The 22,857-nt window shown below is 70.4% G+C and carries 25 protein-coding genes; 16 read left to right on the top strand and 9 right to left on the bottom strand.

The window, feature by feature from the left end:
• The first annotated feature begins 3 nt into the window (after positions 1-3).
• From SPR02S_RS44260 to SPR02S_RS44250, 3 genes are read left to right on the top strand one after another with little or no spacing between them, the layout of a single operon-like run.
• Entirely contained in the window at positions 4-834 is an 831-nt protein-coding gene (locus tag SPR02S_RS44260; protein WP_019063481.1) for an ABC transporter permease, read from the top strand.
• Positions 819-1,697, top strand: coding sequence for an ABC transporter ATP-binding protein (locus SPR02S_RS44255; RefSeq protein WP_019063480.1), 879 nt, complete (start codon positions 819-821; stop codon positions 1,695-1,697). The genes SPR02S_RS44260 and SPR02S_RS44255 overlap by 16 nt, the downstream gene beginning before the upstream one ends.
• Entirely contained in the window at positions 1,694-2,098 is a 405-nt protein-coding gene (locus SPR02S_RS44250) for a VOC family protein (protein WP_019063479.1), read from the top strand. Before SPR02S_RS44255 ends, SPR02S_RS44250 begins: the two co-directional genes overlap by 4 nt.
• Positions 2,099-2,166: 68 nt before the next feature.
• On the opposite strand, the gene SPR02S_RS44245 is transcribed toward SPR02S_RS44250, so the two are convergent.
• Together SPR02S_RS44245 and SPR02S_RS44240 are read right to left on the bottom strand one after the other, a co-directional pair.
• Complete coding sequence (locus SPR02S_RS44245; protein WP_019063478.1) at positions 2,167-2,946, bottom strand: SDR family NAD(P)-dependent oxidoreductase; 780 nt, start codon at positions 2,944-2,946, stop codon at positions 2,167-2,169.
• A gap of 51 nt (positions 2,947-2,997) precedes the next feature.
• Positions 2,998-3,759, bottom strand: a complete 762-nt coding sequence (locus SPR02S_RS44240) for an SDR family NAD(P)-dependent oxidoreductase (RefSeq protein ID WP_019063477.1) — start codon at positions 3,757-3,759, stop codon at positions 2,998-3,000.
• 108 nt (positions 3,760-3,867) lie between these two features.
• Here SPR02S_RS44240 and SPR02S_RS44235 point away from each other — a divergent pair, with 108 nt between their 5' ends.
• From SPR02S_RS44235 to SPR02S_RS44210, 6 genes are all read left to right on the top strand, one after another.
• Positions 3,868-4,740: a fumarylacetoacetate hydrolase family protein gene (locus tag SPR02S_RS44235; protein WP_019063476.1), complete on the top strand. Its 873-nt coding sequence runs from the start codon at positions 3,868-3,870 to the stop codon at positions 4,738-4,740.
• A 4-nt stretch (positions 4,741-4,744) separates the two neighbouring features.
• A complete protein-coding gene (locus SPR02S_RS44230; RefSeq protein ID WP_019063475.1) occupies positions 4,745-5,587 on the top strand; it encodes a fumarylacetoacetate hydrolase family protein in 843 nt (280 codons plus the stop codon).
• Positions 5,584-6,807, top strand: a complete 1,224-nt coding sequence (locus SPR02S_RS44225) for an amidohydrolase family protein (protein WP_019063474.1) — start codon at positions 5,584-5,586, stop codon at positions 6,805-6,807. Before SPR02S_RS44230 ends, SPR02S_RS44225 begins: the two co-directional genes overlap by 4 nt.
• Entirely contained in the window at positions 6,804-8,162 is a 1,359-nt protein-coding gene (locus SPR02S_RS57690; RefSeq protein ID WP_019063473.1) for a carboxylesterase/lipase family protein, read from the top strand. Before SPR02S_RS44225 ends, SPR02S_RS57690 begins: the two co-directional genes overlap by 4 nt.
• 68 nt (positions 8,163-8,230) lie before the next feature.
• Positions 8,231-8,758 carry a carboxymuconolactone decarboxylase family protein gene (locus tag SPR02S_RS44215; protein WP_019063472.1) on the top strand — a complete coding sequence of 176 codons (528 nt, stop codon included), beginning with the start codon at positions 8,231-8,233 and terminating at the stop codon, positions 8,756-8,758.
• Between the two features lie 66 nt (positions 8,759-8,824).
• A complete protein-coding gene (locus tag SPR02S_RS44210) occupies positions 8,825-9,631 on the top strand; it encodes an SDR family NAD(P)-dependent oxidoreductase (RefSeq protein ID WP_019063471.1) in 807 nt (268 codons plus the stop codon).
• Between the two features lie 16 nt (positions 9,632-9,647).
• Here the strand turns inward: SPR02S_RS44210 and SPR02S_RS44205 are convergent, their stop codons facing one another.
• Positions 9,648-10,391: a GntR family transcriptional regulator gene (locus SPR02S_RS44205; RefSeq protein WP_019063470.1), complete on the bottom strand. Its 744-nt coding sequence runs from the start codon at positions 10,389-10,391 to the stop codon at positions 9,648-9,650.
• A gap of 238 nt (positions 10,392-10,629) precedes the next feature.
• On the opposite strand from SPR02S_RS44205, the gene SPR02S_RS44200 reads away from it, so the two are divergent.
• Positions 10,630-11,157, top strand: a complete 528-nt coding sequence (locus SPR02S_RS44200) for a nuclear transport factor 2 family protein (RefSeq protein ID WP_019063469.1) — start codon at positions 10,630-10,632, stop codon at positions 11,155-11,157.
• A 64-nt stretch (positions 11,158-11,221) separates the two neighbouring features.
• On the opposite strand, the gene SPR02S_RS44195 is transcribed toward SPR02S_RS44200, so the two are convergent.
• Together SPR02S_RS44195 and SPR02S_RS44190 are read right to left on the bottom strand one after the other, a co-directional pair.
• Positions 11,222-13,234: a hypothetical protein gene (locus tag SPR02S_RS44195; protein WP_218006601.1), complete on the bottom strand. Its 2,013-nt coding sequence runs from the start codon at positions 13,232-13,234 to the stop codon at positions 11,222-11,224.
• A gap of 179 nt (positions 13,235-13,413) precedes the next feature.
• Positions 13,414-14,688: an MFS transporter gene (locus tag SPR02S_RS44190; RefSeq protein ID WP_019063467.1), complete on the bottom strand. Its 1,275-nt coding sequence runs from the start codon at positions 14,686-14,688 to the stop codon at positions 13,414-13,416.
• Between the two features lie 66 nt (positions 14,689-14,754).
• On the opposite strand from SPR02S_RS44190, the gene SPR02S_RS63615 reads away from it, so the two are divergent.
• The 3 genes from SPR02S_RS63615 (at position 14,755) to SPR02S_RS44175 (ending at position 17,376) form a co-directional block, all read left to right on the top strand.
• Positions 14,755-15,711, top strand: coding sequence for a LysR family transcriptional regulator (locus SPR02S_RS63615; RefSeq protein ID WP_019063466.1), 957 nt, complete (start codon positions 14,755-14,757; stop codon positions 15,709-15,711).
• Between the two features lie 66 nt (positions 15,712-15,777).
• Positions 15,778-16,269: a MarR family winged helix-turn-helix transcriptional regulator gene (locus SPR02S_RS44180; RefSeq protein ID WP_019063465.1), complete on the top strand. Its 492-nt coding sequence runs from the start codon at positions 15,778-15,780 to the stop codon at positions 16,267-16,269.
• Between the two features lie 120 nt (positions 16,270-16,389).
• On the top strand, positions 16,390-17,376 hold the full coding sequence (locus SPR02S_RS44175; protein WP_019063464.1) for an aldo/keto reductase: 987 nt from the start codon (positions 16,390-16,392) through the stop codon (positions 17,374-17,376).
• Between the two features lie 270 nt (positions 17,377-17,646).
• On the opposite strand, the gene SPR02S_RS44170 is transcribed toward SPR02S_RS44175, so the two are convergent.
• Positions 17,647-18,492 (bottom strand): SDR family oxidoreductase, encoded by an 846-nt coding sequence (locus SPR02S_RS44170; RefSeq protein WP_019063463.1) that lies wholly within the window; start codon positions 18,490-18,492, stop codon positions 17,647-17,649.
• Positions 18,493-18,571: 79 nt separating this feature from the next.
• On the opposite strand from SPR02S_RS44170, the gene SPR02S_RS44165 reads away from it, so the two are divergent.
• Entirely contained in the window at positions 18,572-19,180 is a 609-nt protein-coding gene (locus tag SPR02S_RS44165) for a TetR/AcrR family transcriptional regulator (RefSeq protein ID WP_026151433.1), read from the top strand.
• Between the two features lie 319 nt (positions 19,181-19,499).
• Here SPR02S_RS44165 and SPR02S_RS44160 read toward each other — a convergent pair whose 3' ends face one another.
• Positions 19,500-19,781: a hypothetical protein gene (locus SPR02S_RS44160; protein WP_158697975.1), complete on the bottom strand. Its 282-nt coding sequence runs from the start codon at positions 19,779-19,781 to the stop codon at positions 19,500-19,502.
• On the opposite strand from SPR02S_RS44160, the gene SPR02S_RS57680 reads away from it, so the two are divergent.
• On the top strand, positions 19,762-20,451 hold the full coding sequence (locus SPR02S_RS57680) for a cyclase family protein (RefSeq protein ID WP_019063460.1): 690 nt from the start codon (positions 19,762-19,764) through the stop codon (positions 20,449-20,451). The genes SPR02S_RS44160 and SPR02S_RS57680 overlap by 20 nt on opposite strands.
• On the opposite strand, the gene SPR02S_RS65320 is transcribed toward SPR02S_RS57680, so the two are convergent.
• Both SPR02S_RS65320 and SPR02S_RS65315 read right to left on the bottom strand, forming a co-directional pair.
• The gene (locus tag SPR02S_RS65320; RefSeq protein ID WP_281169937.1) at positions 20,418-20,711 is read right to left on the bottom strand and encodes a cytochrome P450; all 294 of its coding nucleotides are present in this window, start codon (positions 20,709-20,711) and stop codon (positions 20,418-20,420) included. The genes SPR02S_RS57680 and SPR02S_RS65320 overlap by 34 nt on opposite strands.
• A 6-nt stretch (positions 20,712-20,717) precedes the next feature.
• Complete coding sequence (locus SPR02S_RS65315; protein ID WP_019063458.1) at positions 20,718-21,200, bottom strand: cytochrome P450 family protein; 483 nt, start codon at positions 21,198-21,200, stop codon at positions 20,718-20,720.
• 622 nt (positions 21,201-21,822) lie between these two features.
• Here SPR02S_RS65315 and SPR02S_RS44145 point away from each other — a divergent pair.
• Complete coding sequence (locus tag SPR02S_RS44145) at positions 21,823-22,854, top strand: LacI family DNA-binding transcriptional regulator (RefSeq protein WP_019063457.1); 1,032 nt, start codon at positions 21,823-21,825, stop codon at positions 22,852-22,854.
• The last annotated feature ends 3 nt before the right edge of the window (positions 22,855-22,857 follow it).

The raw sequence follows: 22,857 nt of genomic DNA, 5'->3' as shown, positions 1-22,857 counted from the left end.
ATCATGGCGGCACACCCTTCAGGTGCCCTGTGGAAGTCGCTGCTCCATCAGCTGTGGCTGCCGGCCCTGGTCCTCGCGATCCTGGTGCTGGCCACCGCGGGCAGCACCAGCTTCTACTTCCCGCCCGCGACCGACGTCCTGGCCACCCTCTGGCGCGGCCTCGTGCACGGCGAGCTCGTGAGCGACCTGGCCTTCTCCCTGCGCAACATCGTGCTGGGCCTGGCCATCGCCACGGTGGTCGGTATCGGCGCGGGCCTGGTCATCGGCGAGATCCCGCTCCTACGACGGGCCACCGCGCCGCTGCTGGACTTCGCCCGGGCGGTGCCCACGGTGGCGTTCGTCCCCGTCATCATCCTCACCCTGGGCATCGGCTCCGGCCCCAAGATCTTCCTGATCGCGCTCGGCTCGCTGTGGCCGATCCTGCTCAACACCATCAGTGGTGTGCACGGCGTCAACCCGGCCGTTCACGAGACCGCCCGCAGCTACCGGATCCCCTGGCGACTGCGACTGACCAAGGTCGTCCTGCCGGGCGCGCTGCCCCAGATCTTCGCCGGTGTCCGCATCGCCCTGTCGATCGCGGTGGTCCTGATGGTCGTCAGCGAGATCTACGGCTCACCCGTGGGCCTCGGCAACTACATCCTGCAGAGCGGCTCCAGCTTCGCCGTCCCGGAGACCTGGGCCGGCACCGTGCTGATCGGCATGCTCGGCTACGGCCTGAGCGTGCTCCTCCTGGCAGCCGAACACGTGCTGCTGGGCTGGTACCACCAGCGTCCGCCCCGCACCCGGCGGACCAAGCCCCGGAACGAGGTCACGCCATCATGCAGCGGCATCTGAAAGCGCGCGGATCCAGCCTGGTCGTGGACGGCGTCGGCAAGACGTTCGGCCACGGCGCGGACGAGCACCGGGTGATCGAGGACCTGTCGCTGCGGGTCGACCCAGGGGAGCTGGTGTGCGTCGTCGGCCCGTCCGGGGCGGGCAAGACCACCCTCCTGCGCTGCCTGTCGGGCCTCGCTCGTCCGACGTCCGGCACGATCAGCTACGGCGAGCAGGAACTCACCAAGCCCCACGCCGACATCGCCGTGGTCTTCCAGGACTACCGGGGCTCGCTGCTGCCATGGATGAAGGTCCGCGACAACGTCGCCTTCCCGCTGGAGGGCATGGGCGTCAAGCGGGCCGCCCGCCGCGAGCGCGCCGACGAGTGCCTGGCCGCCGTAGGCCTCCCGGGCGTCGGGGACAAGTACCCGTGGCAGCTCTCCGGCGGCATGCAGCAGCGGGTCGCCATCGCGCGCGGACTCGCCTACGAGGCACCCGTCCTGCTGATGGACGAGCCCTTCGGTTCGGTGGACGCCCAGTCGCGCTTCGACCTGGAGGACCTGACGCTGTCGCTGCGCGAGCGGCTCGGCATCACCGTCGTCGTGGTCACCCACGACATCGACGAGGCGGTCTACCTCGGCGACCGGGTGATCGTCCTCGGCGGCAGCCCGACGACGGTCGTCGACAACCTCACGATCGATCTGGGCGACGACCGCGACCAGCTCCGCACCCGGGCCCACGCCCGCTTCGCGGACCTGCGTACCCACGTGCTGACCCTGATCCGCGGCGACCGGTCGGCCGCCGGGAGCGCCGACACACCGGCACGCGACGAGGACACTCCCGGCCAGGCCGCCGCGGTGACCGAGAGCGCGGTACGACGATGACCCGGTTCGACCACGTCGGGATCTCGGTACCGGATCTGGAGGCCGCAACCGCCTGGTACTGCGCGGCCCTCGACCTCACCGCCGCCCCGGTGTTCTCGATCCCCGGCACGGACCTGCGCGGGGTGATGCTCCTGCACGACAGCGGTTTCCGCATCGAGTTGCTGCACCGCCCGGGGGCGCGGCCGGGTCTGCGGGCGGCGACCGCGCTGGAGGCGGCGGGCACCCTGGGCCTAGGTCACCTGTGCCTGTGCGTCGAGGACGTGGACGGCGCGTACGCCCGGCTGGTCGAGGCCGGCGCGGGCAGCAGCATGCCCCCGCAGGCAGCGCCCCGGGCGGGCGCGCGCATGGCCTTCGTGTCCGATCCGTACGGCAACCTGATCGAACTGCTGAACCGCGACTGATCCGGCCGAACACCCCATGCGGAGGCCCCGGGAACGCATTCCCGGGGCCTCCGCATGGGGTGTGTCCGTCAGGCGCCGATCATGTTGTAGCCGCCGTCCGCGACGAGGAAGCCGCCGGTGATGTGGTGGGCGTCCTCGGTGGCCAGGAACAGGGCGGCGCCCGCGAGTTCGGCGGGGCCGGGGATACGGCCCATGGGCGTCAGTTCGCGCAGTGTGTCGCCGCGCCCGTTCTTCCAGTCGGTACGGCCGAGCGTCGCCTCGGTCTCGATGAAGCCGGGGGCGAAGACGTTGACCCGCACGGCCGGCGCGAACGCGTGGGCGTAGGACTTGGTGAGGCCGATGATGCCGTACTTGGCCGCCGCGTACTGGGGCGCCCGGGCGCTGCCGCGGGCCACGACGGTGGAGCCGATGTTGACGATGGCGCCGCCGCCCTCCTGCTCCAGCATCCGGGCGCCGAACTCGTGCGTGCACAGCAGGGTGCCCTTGATGTCGACGGCGAGGACGTGGTCGATGGACTCTTCGGTGATGTCGCGCCAGGACATCTGCTCGCGGGCCACGTCGCCGACGTTGTTGACGGCGACGTCGAGGCGGCCGAAGTGGCCCCAGACCTCGTCCGCCAGCCGCTTGATCTGGTCGTGCTCGGAGATGTCGGCCCGCACGACGAAGGCCTTGCGGCCGAGCGCCGTGACCCGCTCCGCGGTGGCCTCGGCGCCCGCACGCGAACTGCGGTAGTGGATCGCGACGTCGGCCCCCTCCTGGGCCGCGCGCACGGCGATCTCGGCGCCGAATCCGGTCCCGGCCCCGGTCACGAGGACGGTGCTGCCGGTGAAGCGCTGGGGGATGGTCATGTGGGCTCCGATCGTGAAGGAGGGGTGGGGAGGGGGAGGCGCGAGGAGGGGTCATACGAGGGTCCGGCCGCCGTCTGCGTACAGCACCTGTCCGGTGACGAAGCCGGCCTCGGCCGAGGTGAGGAAGAGGGCCGGGCCGACCAGGTCGTCAGGTCGGCCGAGACGTCCGGCGGGGACGAGCGCCTCCATGGACGCGCGTATGCCGGGCCTGGCGAGATAGGCGCGGGTGAGGTCGGTCTCGGTGTAGCCGGGGGCGACCGCGTTGACGGTGACGCCGTGCGGCGCCCACTCCCGGGCCATCACCCGCATCAGCTGGTTGACGCCGCCCTTGGTGGCCGCGTAGGGCGCGTGGTCCTTGTGCGCGAGCAGGCCCGACACGGAGGAGAGGTAGACGATGCGGCCGTAGCCGGTGGCGACCATGCGGGCGCCGATCGCCCGCCCGAGCCGGAAGGCGCTGGTGAGGTTGACGGCCACGATCCGGTCCCACACCTCGTCGGGTGTCTCCAGCACGGGTCTGCGGTCGTTGGCGCCGACGGCGTGCACGAAGACGTCGAGTCCGCCGAGGCGTTCGGCGGCCCGGTCGACGGCGTCGCGGCAGGCGTCGGCGGAGGTGAGGTCGGCCGGTACGCCGAAGACACCGCCGAGTCCCTCGGCCGTAGGGGCGCGGGAGAGTTCGGCGAGGGCGTCGGCATCGATGTCGAGGACGGCCACCTCGGCGCCGGCGTCCGCCAGGGCCTCCGCGACGGCTGCTCCGATGCCTCCCGCCCCCGCGACGATCGCGCGCGTTCCGGAGTGGTCCCACGTCGTCTTCATGCCGGGGACCGTAAGCCACTCAACGTCATGGTGTCCACACTTGGCGCGGGTATTGACGTAAAAGCCTGCTCGATGCAGGGTGAGTGTCGACAGTTCTTGGGAGGTCTGATGAAGCTGGTGACGTTCGACGAGGGGCTCGTGGGGCGCCTGGACGGGGACACGGTGGTGGAATTCGACGTTCCGACCACCCGTGAGTTCTTCGAACGCGAGGGCCGAGTGGACGAGACGGGGCGGACGTTCGCACGCGCCGACGTCCGGCTGCGGGCGCCGATCGTGCCGAAGAAGTTCTTCCACACGGCGGGCAACTTCCGTGAGCACCACGAGGACCTGGCCCGGGTGGACTGGTCCCACCCCGTCAACAAGGGCATCGTCTTCTTCCAGAACACCGACGCGATCATCGGGCCCGACGACCCGATCGTGTACCCCGCCAACCTGACCAGGGAACTGGACTACGAACTCGAACTCGCCGTGATCATCGGCAGGCCGGGCAAGTTCTTCTCGGCCGACCAGGCCGCCGAGCACATCGCGGGCTACCTCGTCTTCAACGACATCACCGCACGCGACATCCAGCGCCGCGAGATGGAGTCGGGGGTCTTCTCCTTCTCCAAGGCCATCGACACGTTCTGCCCGATCGGCCCGTACATCGTCACCGCCGACGAGATCGGCGACCCGCACGACCTGGACATGGAACTGCGGGTCAACGGCGACGTACGGCAGAAGTCGAACACCTCCCGCATGTCGGTGTCGATCCCCCAACTCGTCGCGTACCACTCGCCGCAGACCTACAGCGCGGGCGACATCCTCACCACCGGGACCATCGCGGGCGTGGCGGCGAGCACTGAGGATCCCTTCGCCAACTACCTCAACCCCGGTGACGTCGTCGAGGCCGAGATCGAGGGCCTGGGCATCCTGCGCAACCGGGTGGTGTCCTGGCAGGACGCCTACGGCACCCCCGAGCCGCCCGCCGAGCAGTGGGTGTGACCCGATGCGTATCGCTCAACTCGCGGGCCGCACCGTCCTGTTGACTCTCGACGGCGCCGTGGACGTGGCCACCGCCTCGGCGGACCGCTTCTCCGCCGACCCGGCCGACCTCTTCGGCCAGTGGGACGACCTGCTCGACTGGTCGTCGGACATCGACCCGGCGCTTGCCGGGCCGTACAAGGAGTCCGACCTGCTCGCGCCCCTGCCCGAGCCGCGCCAGGTCTTCGCCGTCGCGCTCAACTACCGCCCCCACACGGCGGAGGCGGGCTACCAGGAACCGGCCGAGCCCCTGGTGTTCACCAAGTTCCCCAGCTGCATCACCGGGCCCCACGCCACCATCGATCTGCCGCCCGGGCACGTCGACTGGGAGCTGGAGGCCGTCGCGGTCATCGGCCGTCACGCCCATCGCGTGCCGCGCGAGAAGGGCTGGGACCCGGTCGTCGCGCTCACCGTCGGCCAGGACCTCTCCGAGCGGATCGTCCAACTCGCGGGCCGCCCCGCCCAGTTCTCCCTGGGCAAGTCCTTCCCCGGCTTCGGCCCGGTCGGCCCTGCCCTCGTCAGCCTCGACGAACTGCCGGACCCCGACGACCTGGAGCTGACCTGCGAGCTGAACGGCGAGACCGTGCAGCACGACCGCACCTCGAACATGATCTTCCCCGTGCCCACGCTGGTCTCCTACCTCAGCGCGATCTGTCCGCTGCGCCCCGGCGACCTGATCTTCACCGGAACCCCGGCGGGCGTGGGAAACCGCCGTACCCCACCGCGATTCCTGGGTCCGGATGACACCCTCGTGAGCAGGATCGGGGGACTGGGCGAGATGCGGCACACCTTCAGGAGCGCACCATGAGCGAGACGATCCTCTTCACCGACGTCCAGGTCTTCGACGGCACCGGACGTGATCCCGTCGCCGGTGAGGTCCTTGTCGAGGGCAACCGCATCACCTCCGTCAACCGCAGGATCCCCGCCGACAAGCTGGCCGCCGCCCGCATCGTCGACGGGGGCGGCGGCACGCTGATCCCCGGCCTGGTCGACTCCCACACCCACCTCGGTTTCGGCTCCACCGTCGAACACGGCTCGTCGCGCCGGGACGAACCCGACGAGGAGAAGGCACTGCTGGTCGCGCACGCCGGGCGGGTGCTGCTGGACCACGGCATCACCAGCGCCTACTCCGGTGGCAACCGCCTGCCCCGCACCGAGACCGCGGCCCGCAAGGCGTTCGCGGAGGGCTGGATGCCGGGACCACGCCTCAAAGCCGCCTCCTGGGAGGGCAGCGCCGGCATGGTCGAACCGGGTGTCTACGACTTCCCGGGAATCGACGGCAGGGCCTCCGATCCCGAGTCGGTGAGCCGGTTCGTCGGCGAGATGGCGGACCTCGACGTCGACATCGTCAAGCTGTCGCTGTCCGGGGAGAGCGCGGTGGTGCAGGGAACCTCGCGGATCGTGCAGTTCACCGACGACGAGGTCGCCGCCGCCTCGGCGACGGCCCGCGCCCGAGGAGTCGCGCTCACCGCCCACGCCCACGCGGCCGAGGCGATCAAGATGGCCGTCCGGCACGGCATCCGCGCCGTCTACCACTGCACCTTCGCCGACGAGGAGACCCTCGACCTCCTGGAGGCCGCCCGGGACCGGCTGTTCGTCGCGCCCACCCCGGGCATCATCTACGCCAACCTGCACGAGGCCGGCAGCGAGCCCGAGCCCGGCATGGAGGTCGAGGCAACCGAGAAGGCGGTCCGGCAGGTTGTACCGGAGCTCGTCCGCCGAGGCATCCGGGTCGTACCGGGCGGCGACTACGGCTTCCCGTGGAACCCGGTCGGCCGCAACGCCCGCGACCTGGAGCTGTTCGTCGACTGGTTCGGCTTCACCCCGGCCCAGGCGCTCAGCGCCGCCACCCGGGACGGCGGCTGGGTCATGGGCATGGACGGCGAACTCGGCCTGATCCGGGAGGGGTTCCTCGCCGACCTCGTCCTCGTCGACGGCGACCCCCTCGACGACATCCGGGTCCTCCAGGACCGCGACCGCCTCACCGCGATCATGAAGGACGGCGTACTGCACAAGGCTCCGGCGTGAACGCCCCGCGCTCGCGCACGACCGGCGGCCGGCTGCTGGGGGAGTGGGACCGCTCCGTCGCCGTGTTCCGCGGCATCCCCTTCGCCGCGCCGCCGGTCGGGGCTCTGCGGTGGCGGCCGCCACGGGCCGCCGAGGGCTGGGACGGCGAACGGCACGCGGTCGCGTTCGGGCCCGCGCCGCTGCAACCCCAGCCGCCCCGGGGCTCGTTGATGTACCGCACCAACTTCGACGACCGCCGCCCCCTGGTGATGAGCGAGGACTGCCTCTACCTCAATGTGTGGACCCCCGAGCCCTCCCCAGCCGGCGGGCTGCCGGTCATGGTGTGGATCCACGGCGGCGGCAACCGGTACGGTCACGGCTCGCAGGACATCCACGACGGTGCGTCCCTGGCCGCCCGTGGCCTGGTCGTCGTCACCCTCAACCACCGCCTCGGTGCCCTCGGTTTCCTCGCCCATCCCGCCCTGGCCGCCGAGGACGACCTCGGCGCCTCCGGCAACTACGGCCTGCTGGACCTCTGCGCCGCCCTGACCTGGGTGCGCGAGAACATCGGGGCCTTCGGCGGCGACCCCGACCGGGTCACCCTGGCCGGCAACTCCGCCGGAGCGGCCCACATCTGTCATCTGATGACCGCGAGTGCCGCCCGGCCGCTCTTCCGCGCGGCACTCGGCCAGAGCGCCTCGGGCGTGGGCCGGGCCGAGGGGCCGCTGCCGGATCAGGAGGACGCCCAGAAGCAGGGACTGTCATACGCCGACGGATTCGCCACCCACGACATCGAGACGCTCCGGGGGATCTCGGGCGTCGAACTCATCGTCCGTGGACACTTCGGACCCGTCGTCGACGGCCGCGTCCTGACCGAACCCACCGACGACGTGTTCGCCGCCGGCCGGCAGCACTCCGTACCGCTGCTGGTGGGCACCAACCTCGACGAGGGCACGGTCTATGCGAAGGACGGCCAGGAACCGAAGACCGTGGGCGACACCCGATTCGTCCGCCCCGTGTGGCACTGGGCGCACACTCACCGCGCCACGACCGGCGCCCCGACCTGGATGTACCGGTTCACCCGCAAGCCCGCGCTGCCATCAGGCCTGCCGGACTCCGGGGTCTACCACACCGCCGAACTCCCGTACGTCCTCGACAACTTGGACCGCCGACCCGACTGGCCCTGGCAGCCCACCGACCGCGTGCTGGCGAAGGCGATGGCCGACGCCTGGGCGCGTTTCGTGGAGTCGGCCGACCCGAACGGGGCCGGGCCGGAGCAGTGGCCGCAGTTCACCGGGCCCGACGACACCCCCGCCATGATCTTCGGCGACACCGTCGGCCCGGGAGTCCTGCACCGGCCGACGGCGCCCGAGTAGCCCGGCCGCCCCGAACAACTGAGGCCGCCCGAACGGCGGCCCGCGCGACATGCCGAGAAAGGACGACCGTGGCACGACTTCCGGGCATCGACGGAACCGGACCCGTCGCGGACCGCATCCGTGCACGACGGGGCGGCACCCTGCGCCTCCTGGACCGGATGCTTCTGTACAGCCCGAGCGTCGCCGACGGCTGGAACAGCCTGCTGGGAGCGATCCGGCTCCGCATGGACCTGCCCGCGGACATCCGGGAGTTGGTGATCCTGCGGATCGCCGTGCTCAACCGGGCCTCCTACGAATGGACCGCCCATGAACCGGAGGCCCGCGCCGCCGGACTGGACGGCCACCAGCTCGCCGCCCTCCGGCACGACGACGCGGCCGAACACCCGGCCCTGGACGCGCGACAGCGCAGGGTACTCGCGTACACCGACGCCATGACTCGGCACGTACAGGTGCCCGACGAGGTCTTCGACGCGCTGCGCGGCGACTTCACCGACGCCGAACTCGTCGAACTGACCGCGACCGTCGCCGCGTACGGCATGGTGTCTCGCTTCCTCGTCGCCCTGGACGTGGAGCTTCCCGCGCCACCGGGCTGGTGATCCGCCCTCCGCCCGGACCCACCGTGTCGACGGCACCGACCTCCACCACCGTTCCCAGGAGGGACCATGACCCACTCCCGCCCGATTCCTGCCCCCACCGGTCCCGGCAGACTCGCCGGCAAGGTCGTCCTCGTCACCGGCGCGGGCGCCGGCATCGGTCAGGGCTGTGCCCTGCTCTGCGCCGAACAGGGCGCCACCGTCGTCGGCTGCGATATCGACACCGCCGCAGCCGAGCGCACCCGCGAACTCGCCGCCGACCGCGGCCTGACCATCGACGTGCTCGGACCGCTCGACATGACGGACCCCGCCGACACCCGGCGGTTCGCCGACGAGGCGCACACACGGCACGGGCGGATCGACGCCCTGGTCACCGCCGGTGCCATCGCCCCGCACATGGCGACCGCCGCCGACATGGACTTCTTCGAGGAGTGGACCCCCACGCTGCGGGGCGAGGTCGATGTCGTCTTCCTGCCCGTGCAGGCGGTGTGGCGGCACATGGAGGTGTCCGGGGGTGGCTCGATCGTCAACTTCGCTTCGGTCAACGCCTTCCGGGGCAGCGGGACCTTCGGGATGGTCGCGCACTGCGCGGGCAAGTCGGCCGTCCTCGGACTGACCCGTCAACTCGCCGTAGAAGGAGGTCCGTTGGGGATCCGGGCCAACACCATCTCGCCCGGCATGGTGCGTACCCCGGCCACCGAGTCGGCGGGCGCGCATGAGGGCGCGGCCCGTAAGGCGCTCCTCGACCGGATCCCCCTGGGGCGGGTCGGCACGCCCGAGGACATCGCCTGGTGCGCCGTCTACCTGGTGTCCGACGAGTCGGCCTGGGTGACCGGCGGCAACTTTCCGGTCGACGGTGGTGTTCTCGCCAAGTAGGCGCCGCCCGCCGTCCTCAGGAGGTACGGCCGCGTTTGGCGCGGCCGGGCGGGCGGGTGCGCGCGGTGTCCTGCTCCAGTTGTTCCTCCACCGCGCGCAGCGCTCGTACGGTGGCTCCGGCGATCAGCGCGGAGGCCAGCTCGCCGTCCCGTTCCTCGTAGGCCTGGATCAGGCGCTCCTGGTCATCGACGCTGTAGGCGAGCCGGCCCGTACGCGTCAGGCTCAGGTGGCGGAGCATGAGCGTGCGCAGCGCGAGCGAGTCGAGGATCTGCTTCAGCGTGGTGTTGCCGACGATCTCGGTCATCCGTTCCTGGAGCTGCACATGGCTCCAGAAGTACGCGTCCACGTCCTCCTTGTCGGCGAGGTCGCGCATCGACTCGACCCGGCCGCGCAGCTCGGTGAGTTCGTCCTCGGTGGCACGCTCGACCAGCAGCCCGGCCAGCATGGCCAGGAGCTGCCGCCTGACCTGGTAGATGTCCCGGATGTCCTGGAGGGACGGCGAGGCGACGCGCGGCCGGCGGCGGGCCTTCATCTCCACCAGCCCCTCCTGTTCGAGGAGCATCAGTGCCTCGCGGACCGGCGTACGGCTGGTCTCGAAGCGGTTGGACAGCTCGACGCTGTTGAGGTCCTGCCCGGGCTGAAGTCTGCCCTCGATGATGCCCGAACCGACCCACTCGGCGATCTGCGCGACCAGCGGTTCACGCCGGTCCCGCAGGCGCAACAGGCGCTCCAACACGAGAGGGGTGTCCTGATGGGGCATGAGGGGGTCTCCCTGACTGGTCCAGCTTCACACTCGTCTTGACAGTGTCGACACTAGCGTACGCATGAGAGCGGTTGCATACCAATCACGTGCGATCTGTCGACAGGCGGCGGCGCGATGGGGCGAGGGAGCCGCTACCGCCACGACCGCGCGCACAGGTCACCGTCAGTGATTACCACATCCCCGTGCGCGTCACCACCTCGTCCGCTTTGCTCACTTCGTTCACAGGAGGTACGCCGTGCCGTCATCACCACTCCAGGCCTGGGCCCACCGTCAGGGCCGCGTCGCGATGCGGCCGTTGGAAGCCGCCGACTTCGGTCCCGAGGCGCTGTCCGCCCGGGCTCGGATCGCCGACGCCTTCCACCGGTTCGCCGTCGCTCACGATGAGGCCCAGTTCGCCCAACTGGCCAGTTGCTTCACCGAGGACGCGGTGTTCGAGGTGGCCGAGGGTTCCGCCGAGGCGTTCGAGCGCTTCGACGGCCGTACCCGGATACAGGAGCGGCTGTCCGAGGTCGTCGCCGAACAGGGCGATCAGCGGCGGCACTTGATGGGCAACGTCCTCGTCGAGGAACTCGATCTGACGGCGGGAGCGGCCACCGCGATCGCCTTCGGTCTGGTGTCCGTGGCCGCCGACACCGTTCGCTGGGGAGCCAGCGTCATCTACCACGCACGGCTGCGCCGTGAGCCGGACGGCTGCTGGCGGTTCTGCGCCTTCTTCGTCGGCATGGACGCCTACGTCGGCGACAAGCCGGTGATGGAGCGATAGTCACCCGGTCGTACGACGCCCCCGGCCGCGTACCGCACGCGACCGGGGGCGTCTCATGTGCCGGTCACGCCACGGTCAGCGTCAGCGCTCCCGCGTAGGAGGTGCCCGCCTTGATGGCGGTGGGCGTCCCGTCGACCGTGAGCTTCACGGTGCTGCCCGACGGGGCCCGGACCGAGGCGTCGGACGCCAGGGTCAGCGCGCTCAGGTGGGAGGTGCCGGTGACGGTCCAGGTGGACCGGCTGCCGAGCGTGACGATGACACCGTTGTTGACGACGGGCGCCGGGGTGTTGGTGACCTCGCTGATCTCCCGGTACTCGGCCATGGTGATGGTGGAGACCCGGTGCTTGGTGGCCGTCGCGGAGATGACGCCCCGCACGGAGGAGCGGGTGAAGGTGAGGTTGAGGTTCTGCCCCTGGAGTCCCGCGTTGCCGCCGCCCCGCACGGAGTTGTAGAAGTCGCCCTTCAGGTCGATGTCGGTGAAGGACGCCGTGGCGTCGGTGCTCTGCCCGCTCGTGGTGTCCCAGGTCGACGACTTCGTCGCGGCTCCGGTCGGCTCGGTGTAGGTGCCGATCATCTCGGTCTTCCACGGCTTGCCGGTGACGGAGACGCTGCTGGGCCGGTCGGTGTCCATCAACTGGTAGATGATCCCGTTGCCCGGCTTGATGGAGGCGCCCCGGGAGCCGTCGACCGTGACGGACCCGGCGACCGCCTTGGAGACGAACGCGGTCTTGCCCGTGCGGACTTGGGTGCCGCCGTCGATACCGACCGCCCCGGCGGCGTACCACATGACCATGAACCGACCGGCGTCGATGACGGTCGGGCGCACCGGCAGGCTCCGCAACTCGGCCTGGGTGAGACCGAGTTCGAGGGAGTCGTTGAGCGCGGACACCGCGGCGCGGGTGCTGTCCCCGTAGTGGGCGGAGGAACCCCAGTGGATGAGGGCGTAGTCGCCCACATCGAAGGTGCACCCCAGGAAGTGCTCGGTGACATTGCCGATGGCGTACGAACCGTAGCCCTCGCCACCGGTGTTGGCGATCCGGCTGTTGATGGCGGTCAGCGTGCAGCCACTGCCGCCGTCGACCGACAGGGCGCCCCACTTCTCCGAGGAGATCGACGAGTTGATGTACGAGGCCCTGGTGCTCGCGCCGAGCAGATTGGTCGCGCGGACGTTCCCGGAGATGCCCAGCATCCAGGGCACGGTGATCATGTACCGGGTGTCGCCGGTGCCGGTCTCCGGGTACTCGGCGGGCACGCTGTCGCCGTCGGCGCAGTGGATGGTGGAGTTCTTGACGACGACGTTGGCGGTGGCGTCGGCGATGACGGCCGTACGGACCACTCCCTCGTTTCTGATGGTCGCGCCGTCGACGACGAGCGTGGTGCCCTTGCCCGTGCCCACCACGGCCGCGCCGTAGCCGATGAAGTCGCAGCGGCCGTTGCCCACGAACCCGATCTTCGGTCCGCGCACGGTGTAGTCGGCGCCTCCCGACACGTAGACGCCGTTGAAGGCCTCGCCCCGGGAGAGGAGGGTGATGTCGTCGGCGTGCGTGTGGGTGACCTTGCCGCCGCGGACGTCGGAGGGTACGGACTTGTCCTCGTTCACGCCCTCCGCGTCCACGAAGACGGCCTGGCGGAAGGGGAAGACGAGGTCGCTGAAGGCGACGTCGGTCTCCTCGGCGACCGTCAGGACCACGGCACCGCGATAGGTGCCGGGGGCGATGACCGTGGCCGCTCCGCCCTGGCCGTCGGTGAGTTCGCTCAGCTTGCCGCCGGTCTCCACACCGTTGACCGTCAGGGTGAGGCTGTGTCCCGCCGGGGCGGCGATGATGCCGCCGGCCGCGATGGTGAGACTGCTCGCCCGGGTCGTCCGGGTCAGCTCGAGGGTCTCGCCGGACCCGACCCGGATGGTCTTGCCGCCTGTCGACGCCTGGGCCACGGCCGGGGCGACGAGTGTCGGTGCCGCGGCGAGACCGGCGACCGCCAGGAGAAGCGCGCGGGGACGGGCGCGGTAGGCCACCTCCCGGTCCAACAGGGCAGTCCCCTTCGGGTGGTTGGAGCCTTCACTCGTTCTGCGTGCCACTGTGAACTCCCTTGTCTCCAGTGTTCTGCGACAGGACCGTCCGCACGGGGTCGGACGGTCGGTTGGGACAGTACTGTCGACACTTGGAGGCCACAAGGGGGTGGTGCATGAGAATTGGCGGCTTACTGGCGACACTAGGTGAGGCGGGTGCGCGCCGGGGAGGCTTCGTCGCCGACTTCTCAGTTGGGAGTGGGCGACTTGTCGGTGGAGGTGTCGACCGCGGTGCCGACAGCCGGGCGTCCCGGCTCCGGTGCGCGCAGGCGGCGCAGGGTCACGGCGCTGATGAGTGCGGTGGCCAGGAGAGCGCCGCAGTACAGGGTGATGCCGTGCCACGCGGTCGCGGAGTAGGCCAGTCCGCCCAGGGAGCCGCCGATGGCGCTGCCGAGGTAGTAGAGGAAGAGGTAGACCGCCGAGCCCTGGGCGCCCATCGCGGCGGAGCGGGCGGCGACCCAGCCGCTGGCGACCGCGTGGGCCGCGAAGAAGCCGATGGTGAAGACGACCAGCCCGACGATGACCGTGACCAGGTTGGGGACCAACATGGTGGCGAGGCCGACCAGGGCTATGACGAGCGCGGGCCACAGGACGCGGCCGCGGCCGTGTCGGTCGACGAGCCGCCCTGCCGTGGTGGAGGAGAAGGAACCGGCGATGTAGGCGACGAACAGCAGCCCCGCCACCGTCTGGGAGAGGTGGAAGGGCGCGGCGATCAGCCGGAATCCGAGGTAGTTGTACACGGTGACGAAAGCGGCCATGGCCATGAAGCCGATGACGTACAGACGCAGCAGACCGCTGTCGGGCAGGGCCTTGGTGATGCCCGCCGCCAGTGCGCGGGCCTGCGGTTCGCGGCGTATGAAGCGAACGGAGGGCGGGACCGACAGGCGGAAGAAGACGGCTGCGGCGGCGGCCACCAGGCCGACCCCGCCCAGTGCCCAGCGCCAGCTTCCGGTGACCTCCAGGATGCCGTCGGCGATCAGCCGGCCTGCCATTCCGCCGATGCCGTTGCCGGCGACGTACAGACCCATCGCGTGCCCGAGCGACCCCGGGTGCACCTCCTCGGACAGGTAGGACATGGCGGTCGCCTGGAGGCCGGCCAGGGCCAGGCCCTCCAGTGCGCGGACGACCAGCAGGGTCGTGAAGTTCGGCGCGAAGGCCGAGGCGATGCCCAGGACTGCGGCCGACGACAGCGACAGGGTCATCATCCCGGTGCGGCTCCACGCGTCGGACAGGACGGTCAGCGGTACGACGGCCACGGCCATGGCGGCCGTGGACACCGAGATGGTCAGCGAGGCCGCGGCGGGCGACAGATGCAGGTCGGTGGAGAGGGCCGGCAGGAGTGCCTGGACGCAGTACAGCGTCATGAAGGTCGTGATCCCAGCGGCCAGCAGTGCCAGGGTGGCCCTGCGGAACCCCGAATCACCTCGCGCGTGAGCGGTCGGGAGAGCGTTGCTGTCAATCACCCGAACGACGCTAGGACGTCCTCACGCATGCGTCCAATGCATGGAACTGCACCTACCATTCCATATATGGAACAGTCATTCGGTGGTGCTCCACCGGTCCACTCCAACCGGCTGGCTCCGCCGGCGGGGCTGTGTTCGGACCTGGTCCGCTTCGAGGCCGTGGCCCGACTGGAGCACCTGACCGGCGCCGCCGACGAGTTGGGCATGCCGCAGTCGACGGTCAGCCGCAGCATCGCCCGGGTGGAGGCCGCGGTCGGCACACCCCTGTTCGACCGCGAGCGGCGCGGCCTACGGCTGAACCGGCCTGGCCGCGCCTTCCTCGCTCGTGTCCAGCGGGGACTGGGGGAGTTCGCCGCGGGTTACGAGGAACTACGCCGGATCACCGACTCGCCCGGCGCGATCTCCTTCGGCTTCCTTCCCGCCCTGGGCAGTGCTCCGGTACCGCTGCTGGTGAGATGGTTCCGCGAGGAACACCCCGGCGTCCGGTTCGACTTCGTCCAGGACAGCGCCTCGAACCTGCTGGAACACCTGCGCAACGCGGAGGTGGACCTGTGCCTGACCTCCCCGCTGCCCGACGAACCCGGCATCACCGCCCGGCCCCTCGTCCGCGAGCCCCTGCGTCTGGCCGTCCCCGCCGGGCACCGTCTGGCCGGGCGCGGCTCGGTGCGACTGGCCGAAGCGGCGTCGGAGCACTTCGTGATGGCAAGTCCCGGCTACGGTCTGCACCACCTGGTGACGGCCCTGTGCGAGTCGGCCGGTTTCACTCCGCACGCAGCCTTCCACGGCTCCGAGATCGCCACCATCCGCGGCTTCGTCGCGGCCGGGCTCGGCGTGGCTGTCCTGCCGCCCTCGCGCGAGGAGACCCCCGGCATCACCGAGCTGCCGCTGGAGGATCCCGACGCCTTCCGCACCATTGGCCTCATCCATGCCACAGCCCGCACCCTCAGCCCCGTCGTCGTCGACTTCTCGAACCTGGTCGCCCGACGCGCCCAGGACTGCTTCCCGCACTCCCGCCCTGCTTGACCGAGGTCGCCAGAGTTGCGCGGGACAACCTTGACAGTTGCGTGATGCAACTCGCATGATGTCCGCATGGAGGCGGAACGGGACCCGATCGAGGAGATCCATCAGGCGATCGTCCAGTTCACGCGCAGCACGAGGACCCAGTCCAACGACATGTACCAGGGATTGTCGTTCGTCGCGTTCGGCGTGCTGAGCTACGTCGACTCCGCTGCGAGCCCACACGCGAAGGACCTGGCGGATGTCTACGGCCTGGACAAGTCCACCGTCAGCCGCCAGTTGGCCGAGCTGGAGGCGCAGGGGCTGCTGCTGAGGGTGCCCGCCCCGCACCTCCCCAGGGCGCAACTGCTCAAGCTCACCCCGAAGGGACGTCGACGTCTCGCGGTGACCCGGGCACGGCAGCAGGAAGGGCTCAGGAAACTGTTCGGTGAGTGGCCCGAAGAGGATGTGGCCGTGTTCGGACGACTCCTGGCGCGCTTCGTCAGTGAAACGGGCCGATCCTCGGAGCTTCCCGAACTGCCGCCCGCATCTTCGCGCCAACCGCGCACGCAGCGTAAAGGCTGACGTAGCTCGGGCACCGAGGACGGCACGGTGCGGACGACGGGCGTTCGCGGCTGCGCGGCGGCGGACAGAAAGACCAATCTCTACGGGCAGCGGCCTGCTGCCGGGAATGCTGAGGAAGTCATGAAGACGAGCGAGCTCGGTTCACAGGGGCTGGTCGTGAGCGCGCAGGGCCTGGGCTGCATGGGGATGAGCGCCTTCTACGGAGGTCGCGACGACGCGGAGTCGGTCGCCACGATCCACCGGGCCCTCGAACTCGGGGTGACGTTCCTGGACACCGCCGAGGTCTACGGTCCTTTCCTGAACGAGCAGTTGCTGGCCAGGGCGTTGAAGGGCCGTCGGAACGAGGTGACGATCGCGACGAAGTTCGCCACGGAGATCGGCGACGACGGCGTGGCCACGGGTGCCCTCAACGGCAGCCCGGCGTATGCGCGCAAGGCGCTGGAGCGTTCCCTGCGGCACCTGGAAACCGACTACATCGACCTGTACTACCTGCACCGCACCGACCCGCAGGTGCCGATCGAGGAGACGGTCGGTGCCCTGGGGGAGTTCGTGGCCGAGGGCAAGGTGCGCTACGTGGGGATCTCGGAGCCCTCGCCCGAGACGATCCGGCGCGCGCACGCCACCTTCCCGCTGAGCGCGGTCCAGTCGGAGTACTCGCTGTTCGAACGCGACGCCGAGCACAACGGAGTGCTGGACACGCTGCGTGAGCTGGGCATCGGCTTCGTACCGTTCTCACCCCTGGGGCGCGGGTTCCTGTCCGGCAGCATCCGTACCGTCGACGACCTCGAGGCCACCGACGCCCGCCGCAACCTGCCCCGGTTCAGCCAGGAGAACATCGACGCCAACCTGAAGATCGTCGACAGGCTTCGCGAGTTGGCCGAACAGCGGAACATCGACGTCGCCCAGCTGGCACTGGCATGGGTGATCAACCAGGACACGGTGCCGATCCCCGGCACCAAGAAGCGCCACTATCTGGAGCAGAACGCGGCAGCGACAGCGATCGAACTGACCGCGGAGGAGACCGCCGCGATCGACGCAGTCTCTCCCCAGGGCGTGGCCGCCGGCGCACGCAACACCCCCGCGGGGCTCAAGCGGGACCGCCTCTGAGAGGGCACGGTGGCCGGCCAGTTGATGCCGAAGTGCTTGACGGCGACCTTCGTGACATCGTCGCATCCGGTAGGAGCCCGGCTGTCGGATGACCGGTGTCGACTCCGGTTGTGATGCCCTGCGCGGTTGTCGCGGCAGGGGTTCCGGGTTGCAGGCGACGTACGGGCAGGCCGCGTCATTCCCGCCGGTCACCGAAGTTCCCCGGCGGCCACCGCCCGCCCCCGTACGCGAGGCGGCGTCGTGCCGGCTCGTCCGCTGCGGCAGGCGCGGCTATTCGGCCGGTGCGGTCAGGGCGCCGAGGTGGCCGGACTTCACGGCGGCGACGACGCCGCCGTCGACCAGGAGGTCGGTGCCGGTGATGAACGAGGCGTCCGGGCCGAGCAGGAACGCGGCTGCGGCGGCTATGTCGCTCGGCGTGCCGAGGCGGCCGGTTCCGGAGGCGTCGACCAGGGCGCGTATGAGTTGACCGGCCTGGCCGGCGAGTTCCTGTTGTCCCATGGGAGTGGAGATCACGCCGGGGCTGATGCTGTTGAGCCGGGCGCCGCGCTCGCCCCAGGCGGTACTGGCGGCCGCGACGCGCACGTGGTTGGCGCGCTTGGCGATCCCGTAGGCGGCCGCGGGGTCGGTGACGTTGTCCGGGCTGAGGAACGGCAGCTGGAGGAGCTGGTCGGCGGGGGTGCTGGCGAGGGCGTGCTCCTGCTCGGGGGTGAGCGCGGCGCCGATGTGTCCGGCCATGCTGGCGATCACCACGCCGGCACCTTCGGAGGCGATCACGGGGGCGAACGCGTCCAGCACGAGCGCCACACCGAGCAGGTCCACCTTGAGGATCGCCTGCGCGAGTGCCTGGACGGGGGACAGTCCGGCGGTGTGCACGACCTGGTCGACCTCGCCGGCCGCCCGTCCGGTCTGCGCCAGGTGCTGGACGGAGGCGGCCGAGGTCACGTCGACCACCTGCGTGGCCACGGTGAGGCCCTCGTCCCTCAGCGTCTGCTCGGCGGCCTTGAGGACGTCCTCGCCGATGTCGGCCAGCAGGACCGTGCGGCCCGCGCCCAGTCGGCGCGCCACCGCCAGGCCCATGCCGCCGGCTCCGATGATGACCAGCACCTTTGCGCTCACGTCCTGCCTCCGACCTATTTGCGAGACAAAGTGTCTTGCTTTCTTTTTTCACCCTACCTCTCCGGCTAATCTCGTCAACATGTCTGACTCACAGCGGGGGCGCACTCGAAGCGAGAGCACGCGGCAGGCCATCTTGGAGGCGACCCGCGACGAGCTGGCGGCGAGCGGGTACGACAAGTTGTCGATCGACCGCATCGCGACGGCCGCCGGTGCCGGTAAGCAGACCGTCTACCGCTGGTACCGCTCCAAGAACGAGCTGGTCGCCGAGTGCATCCTGGAGGGGTACGTCCCTGCCAGGACCGCCGTGGTCGCGGACAGCGGCGAGGTGCGCGGCGACCTGCGCGCCTGGTTGCGAGGCTTCGCCGATTTCCTCGCCCGGACCGAGAATGCCTCCCTGATCCGTGCGTGCACCGCCGCGGCGGCCGAGAGCGACGAGGTGGCGGCGAAGTTCTATGAGCGCGTCACCGCGGCAAACGAAGCCGCTCTCACCGCTCGCCTGGACGGCGCGGTACGCCTGGGGCAGTTGCGGGCCGACACGTCGACCGCGGCCGTGGCCGAAGCGCTCATCGGGGCGATGCTCTACCGGTTGCTCGTGCGGCAGGCTTGGACCGACGAGTTCATCAACGGCCTCCTCGGCACCGTCTTCAACGGCATCGACGTGTCGTCCGCCCCCGGGAGCGGGCGGTGACGAGGTAGCAGGCCGGGCCGCCCATGCCGCCGTCGGGCGGTGCGTGGTCCCCGGGTCGGGGACCACGCGCTCAGAGTCCCTCGAAGGACCACCAGGTGCCCGAGGGCAGGTGCGGCCGTCCCGCAGTTCGCGTTGGACGCCGAAGGGGTCGGCTTCGAGATGGCTGCCGTGCGCGTTGATGATCATGGTGGCGCGTTGCTTGTCGTTGTAGTCGTCCCAGGTCGGCAGTGCTCCGTTGCGGGGCCGCCGGTGGTGACCAAGGCGCCGACGGCGGCGAACAGGTCGCTGCCGCCGGGGCCCAGGCCGAACCAGGCCCCCGTCAGGTCGGTGCTGTGGGCGGCCGGCAGAGGGTCTTGGGGTACTCCGGGCAGCGGCCCGTCGTAACGCGAGCGCCAGACGGGCGCGTGGTGGCTCTGTGCGTCGGCTGGCCGGCTGGCCGGGTCGAGGCGATGGCATAGCGCTCGTCGGAGAAGATCTCCAGGCGTACGTGGTGCGGGTCGGCCGCGATGCCGGGGCGGGCGTCGGCGTAACCGGTGATCATGCTGATGGCGGTCTCGGCGCCGAACAGCGCGGCCAGGACGGTGTCGGCTTCGGAGATCACCTCGATCGGCGGCACCAAGAAGCTCTCGATCCACCACGTCGGCGAGGGGATCATCACCCGCGGCGCACTCCTCGACATCGCCGCGCTGTACGGCGTGCCGTGGCTCGAACCCGGCTCCGCGATCATGCCGAACGAGCTGGTCGCCGCCGAGGAACGCCAGAACGTGACGGTACGGGCCGGCGACGCGCTGATCGTCCACGCCGGAAACGTCGCCCACGCCCTCCAGGACCAGGACCGCAAGCAGGGCAGCCCACAAGCCGGCCTGCACGCCGCGTATCTGCCTAATCTGCCCTATCTGTGCGAGCGGGACATCGCGACCCTCGGCAGCGACTCCATTCAGGACGTCCGGCCGTCCGGCTTCGACACACTCGACCTCATCCGGCCGATCCACGTCGTCTCGCTCGTGGCCCTGGGGCTCTGGCTGATCGACAACATGCAGCTCACCGAACTCGCCGAGGTGTGCGCCGACGAGCAGCGCTGGGAGTTCCTGTTCACGATGCTCCTCTGGCACTTCGTCGGCGTCACCTCCAGCGCCACCAACCCCGTCGCCGTTCGCTGGACCGACTCGCGGGCTGCCGGAACCGAGGCCGAGGGGCCCGGCAGGGGATCGGTCCGGCCCGGCAGGTCAGCGGCGTGTCAACGAGTGACCATGAGCTTGCGGACGCCGTAGTTGGTGCCGGTGAAGTCCATGGGGATCTCTTCCAGGGGCGTGGCGAGCCGCAGATTCGGAAAGCGCTGGAAGAGCTTGGGCAGGACGGTCCTCAGCTCGGCGCGGGCGACGTTCTGACCGAGACAGGCATGGACGCCGTAACCGAAGCCGATGTGGCGGATCATCCTGCGGTCGATGTCCAGGGCGTCGGGGTCCTGGAAGGCGCGGGGGTCACGGTTGGCGGCGTTCATCGCGACCACGACCAGCTCGCCCTGCTTGATGTGGGCTCAGCCGATTTCCAGGTCTTCCTTGGCCACCCGGCCCAGGCCGAACTGGACGATGGTGAGGTAGCGCATCAGCTCCTCGATCGCGGTGCCGATCTTCCCGGGGTGCTCCATCAGCTCCCTGCGCTGCTCGTCGTGCGTGAGCAGGGTGAGGGTGGACAACCTCATCATGGCGGCCGTGGTGTCGTGGCCGGCGAACAGCAACAGCACGCCGAGACCGATGAGTTGACGCCCCGTCAGCACGACGTCATCACCGTCGGCCCTGTTGATGAGTTCGGCGAGGATGCCGTCGGTGGCGCCCGTGCGGCGCTTGTCCGCGACCAGCCCGGTGATGTAGTCGATCAGCCAGTGGGCGCCCTTGTCGCGCACCTCGCGGCTCTTGCCCATGTCCATCAGATCCACGGTGGCTTCGTGGAAACCGTCCCGGTCCGCGTAGGGCACACCGAGCAGTTCGCAGATCACCAGGCAGGGGATGGGCAGCGCCATGGCCTGGACGAAGTCGAAGGGCAGGATCCACGGTGGGTTGGCGCACTTCGAACATCGGCCGGTAGTGGCCCGGGTTGCTCATCGCGAACAGGCAGTAGGCGTGCGCCTGCGCCCGCAGCCGCTCCCGGGGGTCACCGCCGGCATCGGCCCCGGCAGCGGTCATCTGCGCGACGAGCTCGTCGTACCTGTCGGCCAGAGCCGCCCACACCAGTTCCGTCTTGTCGGCGAAGTGCAGGTAGATGCTCGGAGCGGAGATCCCCACCTCCGTGGCGACCGCGCGCATGGTGAGCTTGTCAGCACTGCCCACTCCGCGAGCAGGTGCTGGACCCCGGCCACGATCTCCCGGCGCGGCTGCGCTCCCTGGCCGCGCCGACTGCGCGCCCGCCCGTTCCCCGCCCCGGTGCCCGTCGACGCTGTCCCCATGACTCGCCCTTCCTTCCGGCTCCACCCCAACCAGCCGAAACGCGGGGTCCGGTTGGTGGCGTCACGGTGGGACTGAAACGGCTCAGGTGGTGCGCCAGGCAATTTTCCGCCGCAAGGGGCTTGAATCGGAGCTCTTGTTAACGTTAACGTCCAGCGCAACACCACAGAAACAAAGGGAGCGATCTCCAAGTGATGCCCTATGACGTCGTCAACTGACCGGGGCGGACGCCCCGCGGTCCTCGGCGACGTGGCCAGGCTGGCGGAGGTGTCGGCGATGACCGTGTCGCGGGTGCTCAACGAGCACGCCGGGGTCAAGGCCAGTACCCGGGCTCGGGTTCTGGCGGCCGTGGCGGAGCTGGGCTACCGGCCCAACAGCATGGCGCGGGCGCTGGTGACCGGCAGGTCACGGGTGCTGGGTGTGGTCGGCTTCGACACCAGGCTGTACGGCCCCGCGACCACGCTGTTCGGCATCGAGCAGGCGGCCCGCGACGCGGGTTACACCGTGCGGGTCACCACGCTGGAGTCCACCGGCCAGAACTCGGGCGAGGAGGTGATGCGCGACCTGATGTCGGAGTCGCTCGCCGGGGTCATCCTGGCCGCCCCGCACGACTGGGCGGCAGGGGCGCTGCCGCACCTGACCAAGGGGACACCGGTGGTCGTGGTGGACGTCGACATCGAGCAGGAGTCCGCCCCGGTGGTCGGCATCGCCCAGCACGCGGGCGCCCGCCAGGCCACCGAGCACCTGCTGTCGCTGGGTCACCGGACCGTGTGGCACGTCGCGGGCCCCGTGGACTGGCCGTCGGCGCAGGCCCGCGAGACCGCCTGGCGCACCACCCTGACCGAGGCCGGGCGCAAGGCGCCGGCGCCGCTGCGCGGGGACTGGACCGCGCGGTCGGGCTACGAGCAGGGCCGGCGCCTGGTGCGCCGCAAGGACGTCACCGCGGTCTTCGCCGCCAACGACCAGATGGCCCTCGGGGTCCTCCTCGCGCTGCGTGAGGCCGGTCTCGACGTGCCCGGCGACGTGAGCCTGGTCGGCTTCGACGACATCCCGGAGGCCGCGTACTTCTGGCCGCCGCTGACCACGGTGCGGCAGGACTTCGACGAGGCGGGTCGGCTCGCCCTCGACCTGCTCGTGGACCAGATCGAGGGCGCCGGGGTGCGGGACGGCCTGACGGTGGTCGAGCCCGAACTCGTCGTACGTGCCAGCACCGGCCCGGCGGCCCGGAACTGACGC

Origin of the sequence: Streptomyces prunicolor NBRC 13075, from assembly GCF_000367365.1 — a bacterium.
GTDB lineage: Bacteria > Actinomycetota > Actinomycetes > Streptomycetales > Streptomycetaceae > Streptomyces > Streptomyces prunicolor.
This window is presented reverse-complemented; position numbering and strand designations above follow the sequence as displayed.

Coding starts and splice junctions, on each gene's coding strand:
- SPR02S_RS44260 (WP_019063481.1), top strand. CDS start 4: ATGGCGGCACACCCTTCAGGTGCCCTGTGGAAGTCGCTGCTCCATCAG.
- SPR02S_RS44255 (WP_019063480.1), top strand. CDS start 819: ATGCAGCGGCATCTGAAAGCGCGCGGATCCAGCCTGGTCGTGGACGGC.
- SPR02S_RS44250 (WP_019063479.1), top strand. CDS start 1,694: ATGACCCGGTTCGACCACGTCGGGATCTCGGTACCGGATCTGGAGGCC.
- SPR02S_RS44245 (WP_019063478.1), bottom strand. CDS start 2,946: ATGACCATCCCCCAGCGCTTCACCGGCAGCACCGTCCTCGTGACCGGG.
- SPR02S_RS44240 (WP_019063477.1), bottom strand. CDS start 3,759: ATGAAGACGACGTGGGACCACTCCGGAACGCGCGCGATCGTCGCGGGG.
- SPR02S_RS44235 (WP_019063476.1), top strand. CDS start 3,868: ATGAAGCTGGTGACGTTCGACGAGGGGCTCGTGGGGCGCCTGGACGGG.
- SPR02S_RS44230 (WP_019063475.1), top strand. CDS start 4,745: ATGCGTATCGCTCAACTCGCGGGCCGCACCGTCCTGTTGACTCTCGAC.
- SPR02S_RS44225 (WP_019063474.1), top strand. CDS start 5,584: ATGAGCGAGACGATCCTCTTCACCGACGTCCAGGTCTTCGACGGCACC.
- SPR02S_RS44210 (WP_019063471.1), top strand. CDS start 8,825: ATGACCCACTCCCGCCCGATTCCTGCCCCCACCGGTCCCGGCAGACTC.
- SPR02S_RS44205 (WP_019063470.1), bottom strand. CDS start 10,391: ATGCCCCATCAGGACACCCCTCTCGTGTTGGAGCGCCTGTTGCGCCTG.
- SPR02S_RS63615 (WP_019063466.1), top strand. CDS start 14,755: ATGGAACAGTCATTCGGTGGTGCTCCACCGGTCCACTCCAACCGGCTG.
- SPR02S_RS44180 (WP_019063465.1), top strand. CDS start 15,778: ATGGAGGCGGAACGGGACCCGATCGAGGAGATCCATCAGGCGATCGTC.
- SPR02S_RS44175 (WP_019063464.1), top strand. CDS start 16,390: ATGAAGACGAGCGAGCTCGGTTCACAGGGGCTGGTCGTGAGCGCGCAG.
- SPR02S_RS44165 (WP_026151433.1), top strand. CDS start 18,572: ATGTCTGACTCACAGCGGGGGCGCACTCGAAGCGAGAGCACGCGGCAG.
- SPR02S_RS65315 (WP_019063458.1), bottom strand. CDS start 21,200: ATGGCGCTGCCCATCCCCTGCCTGGTGATCTGCGAACTGCTCGGTGTG.
- SPR02S_RS44145 (WP_019063457.1), top strand. CDS start 21,823: ATGACGTCGTCAACTGACCGGGGCGGACGCCCCGCGGTCCTCGGCGAC.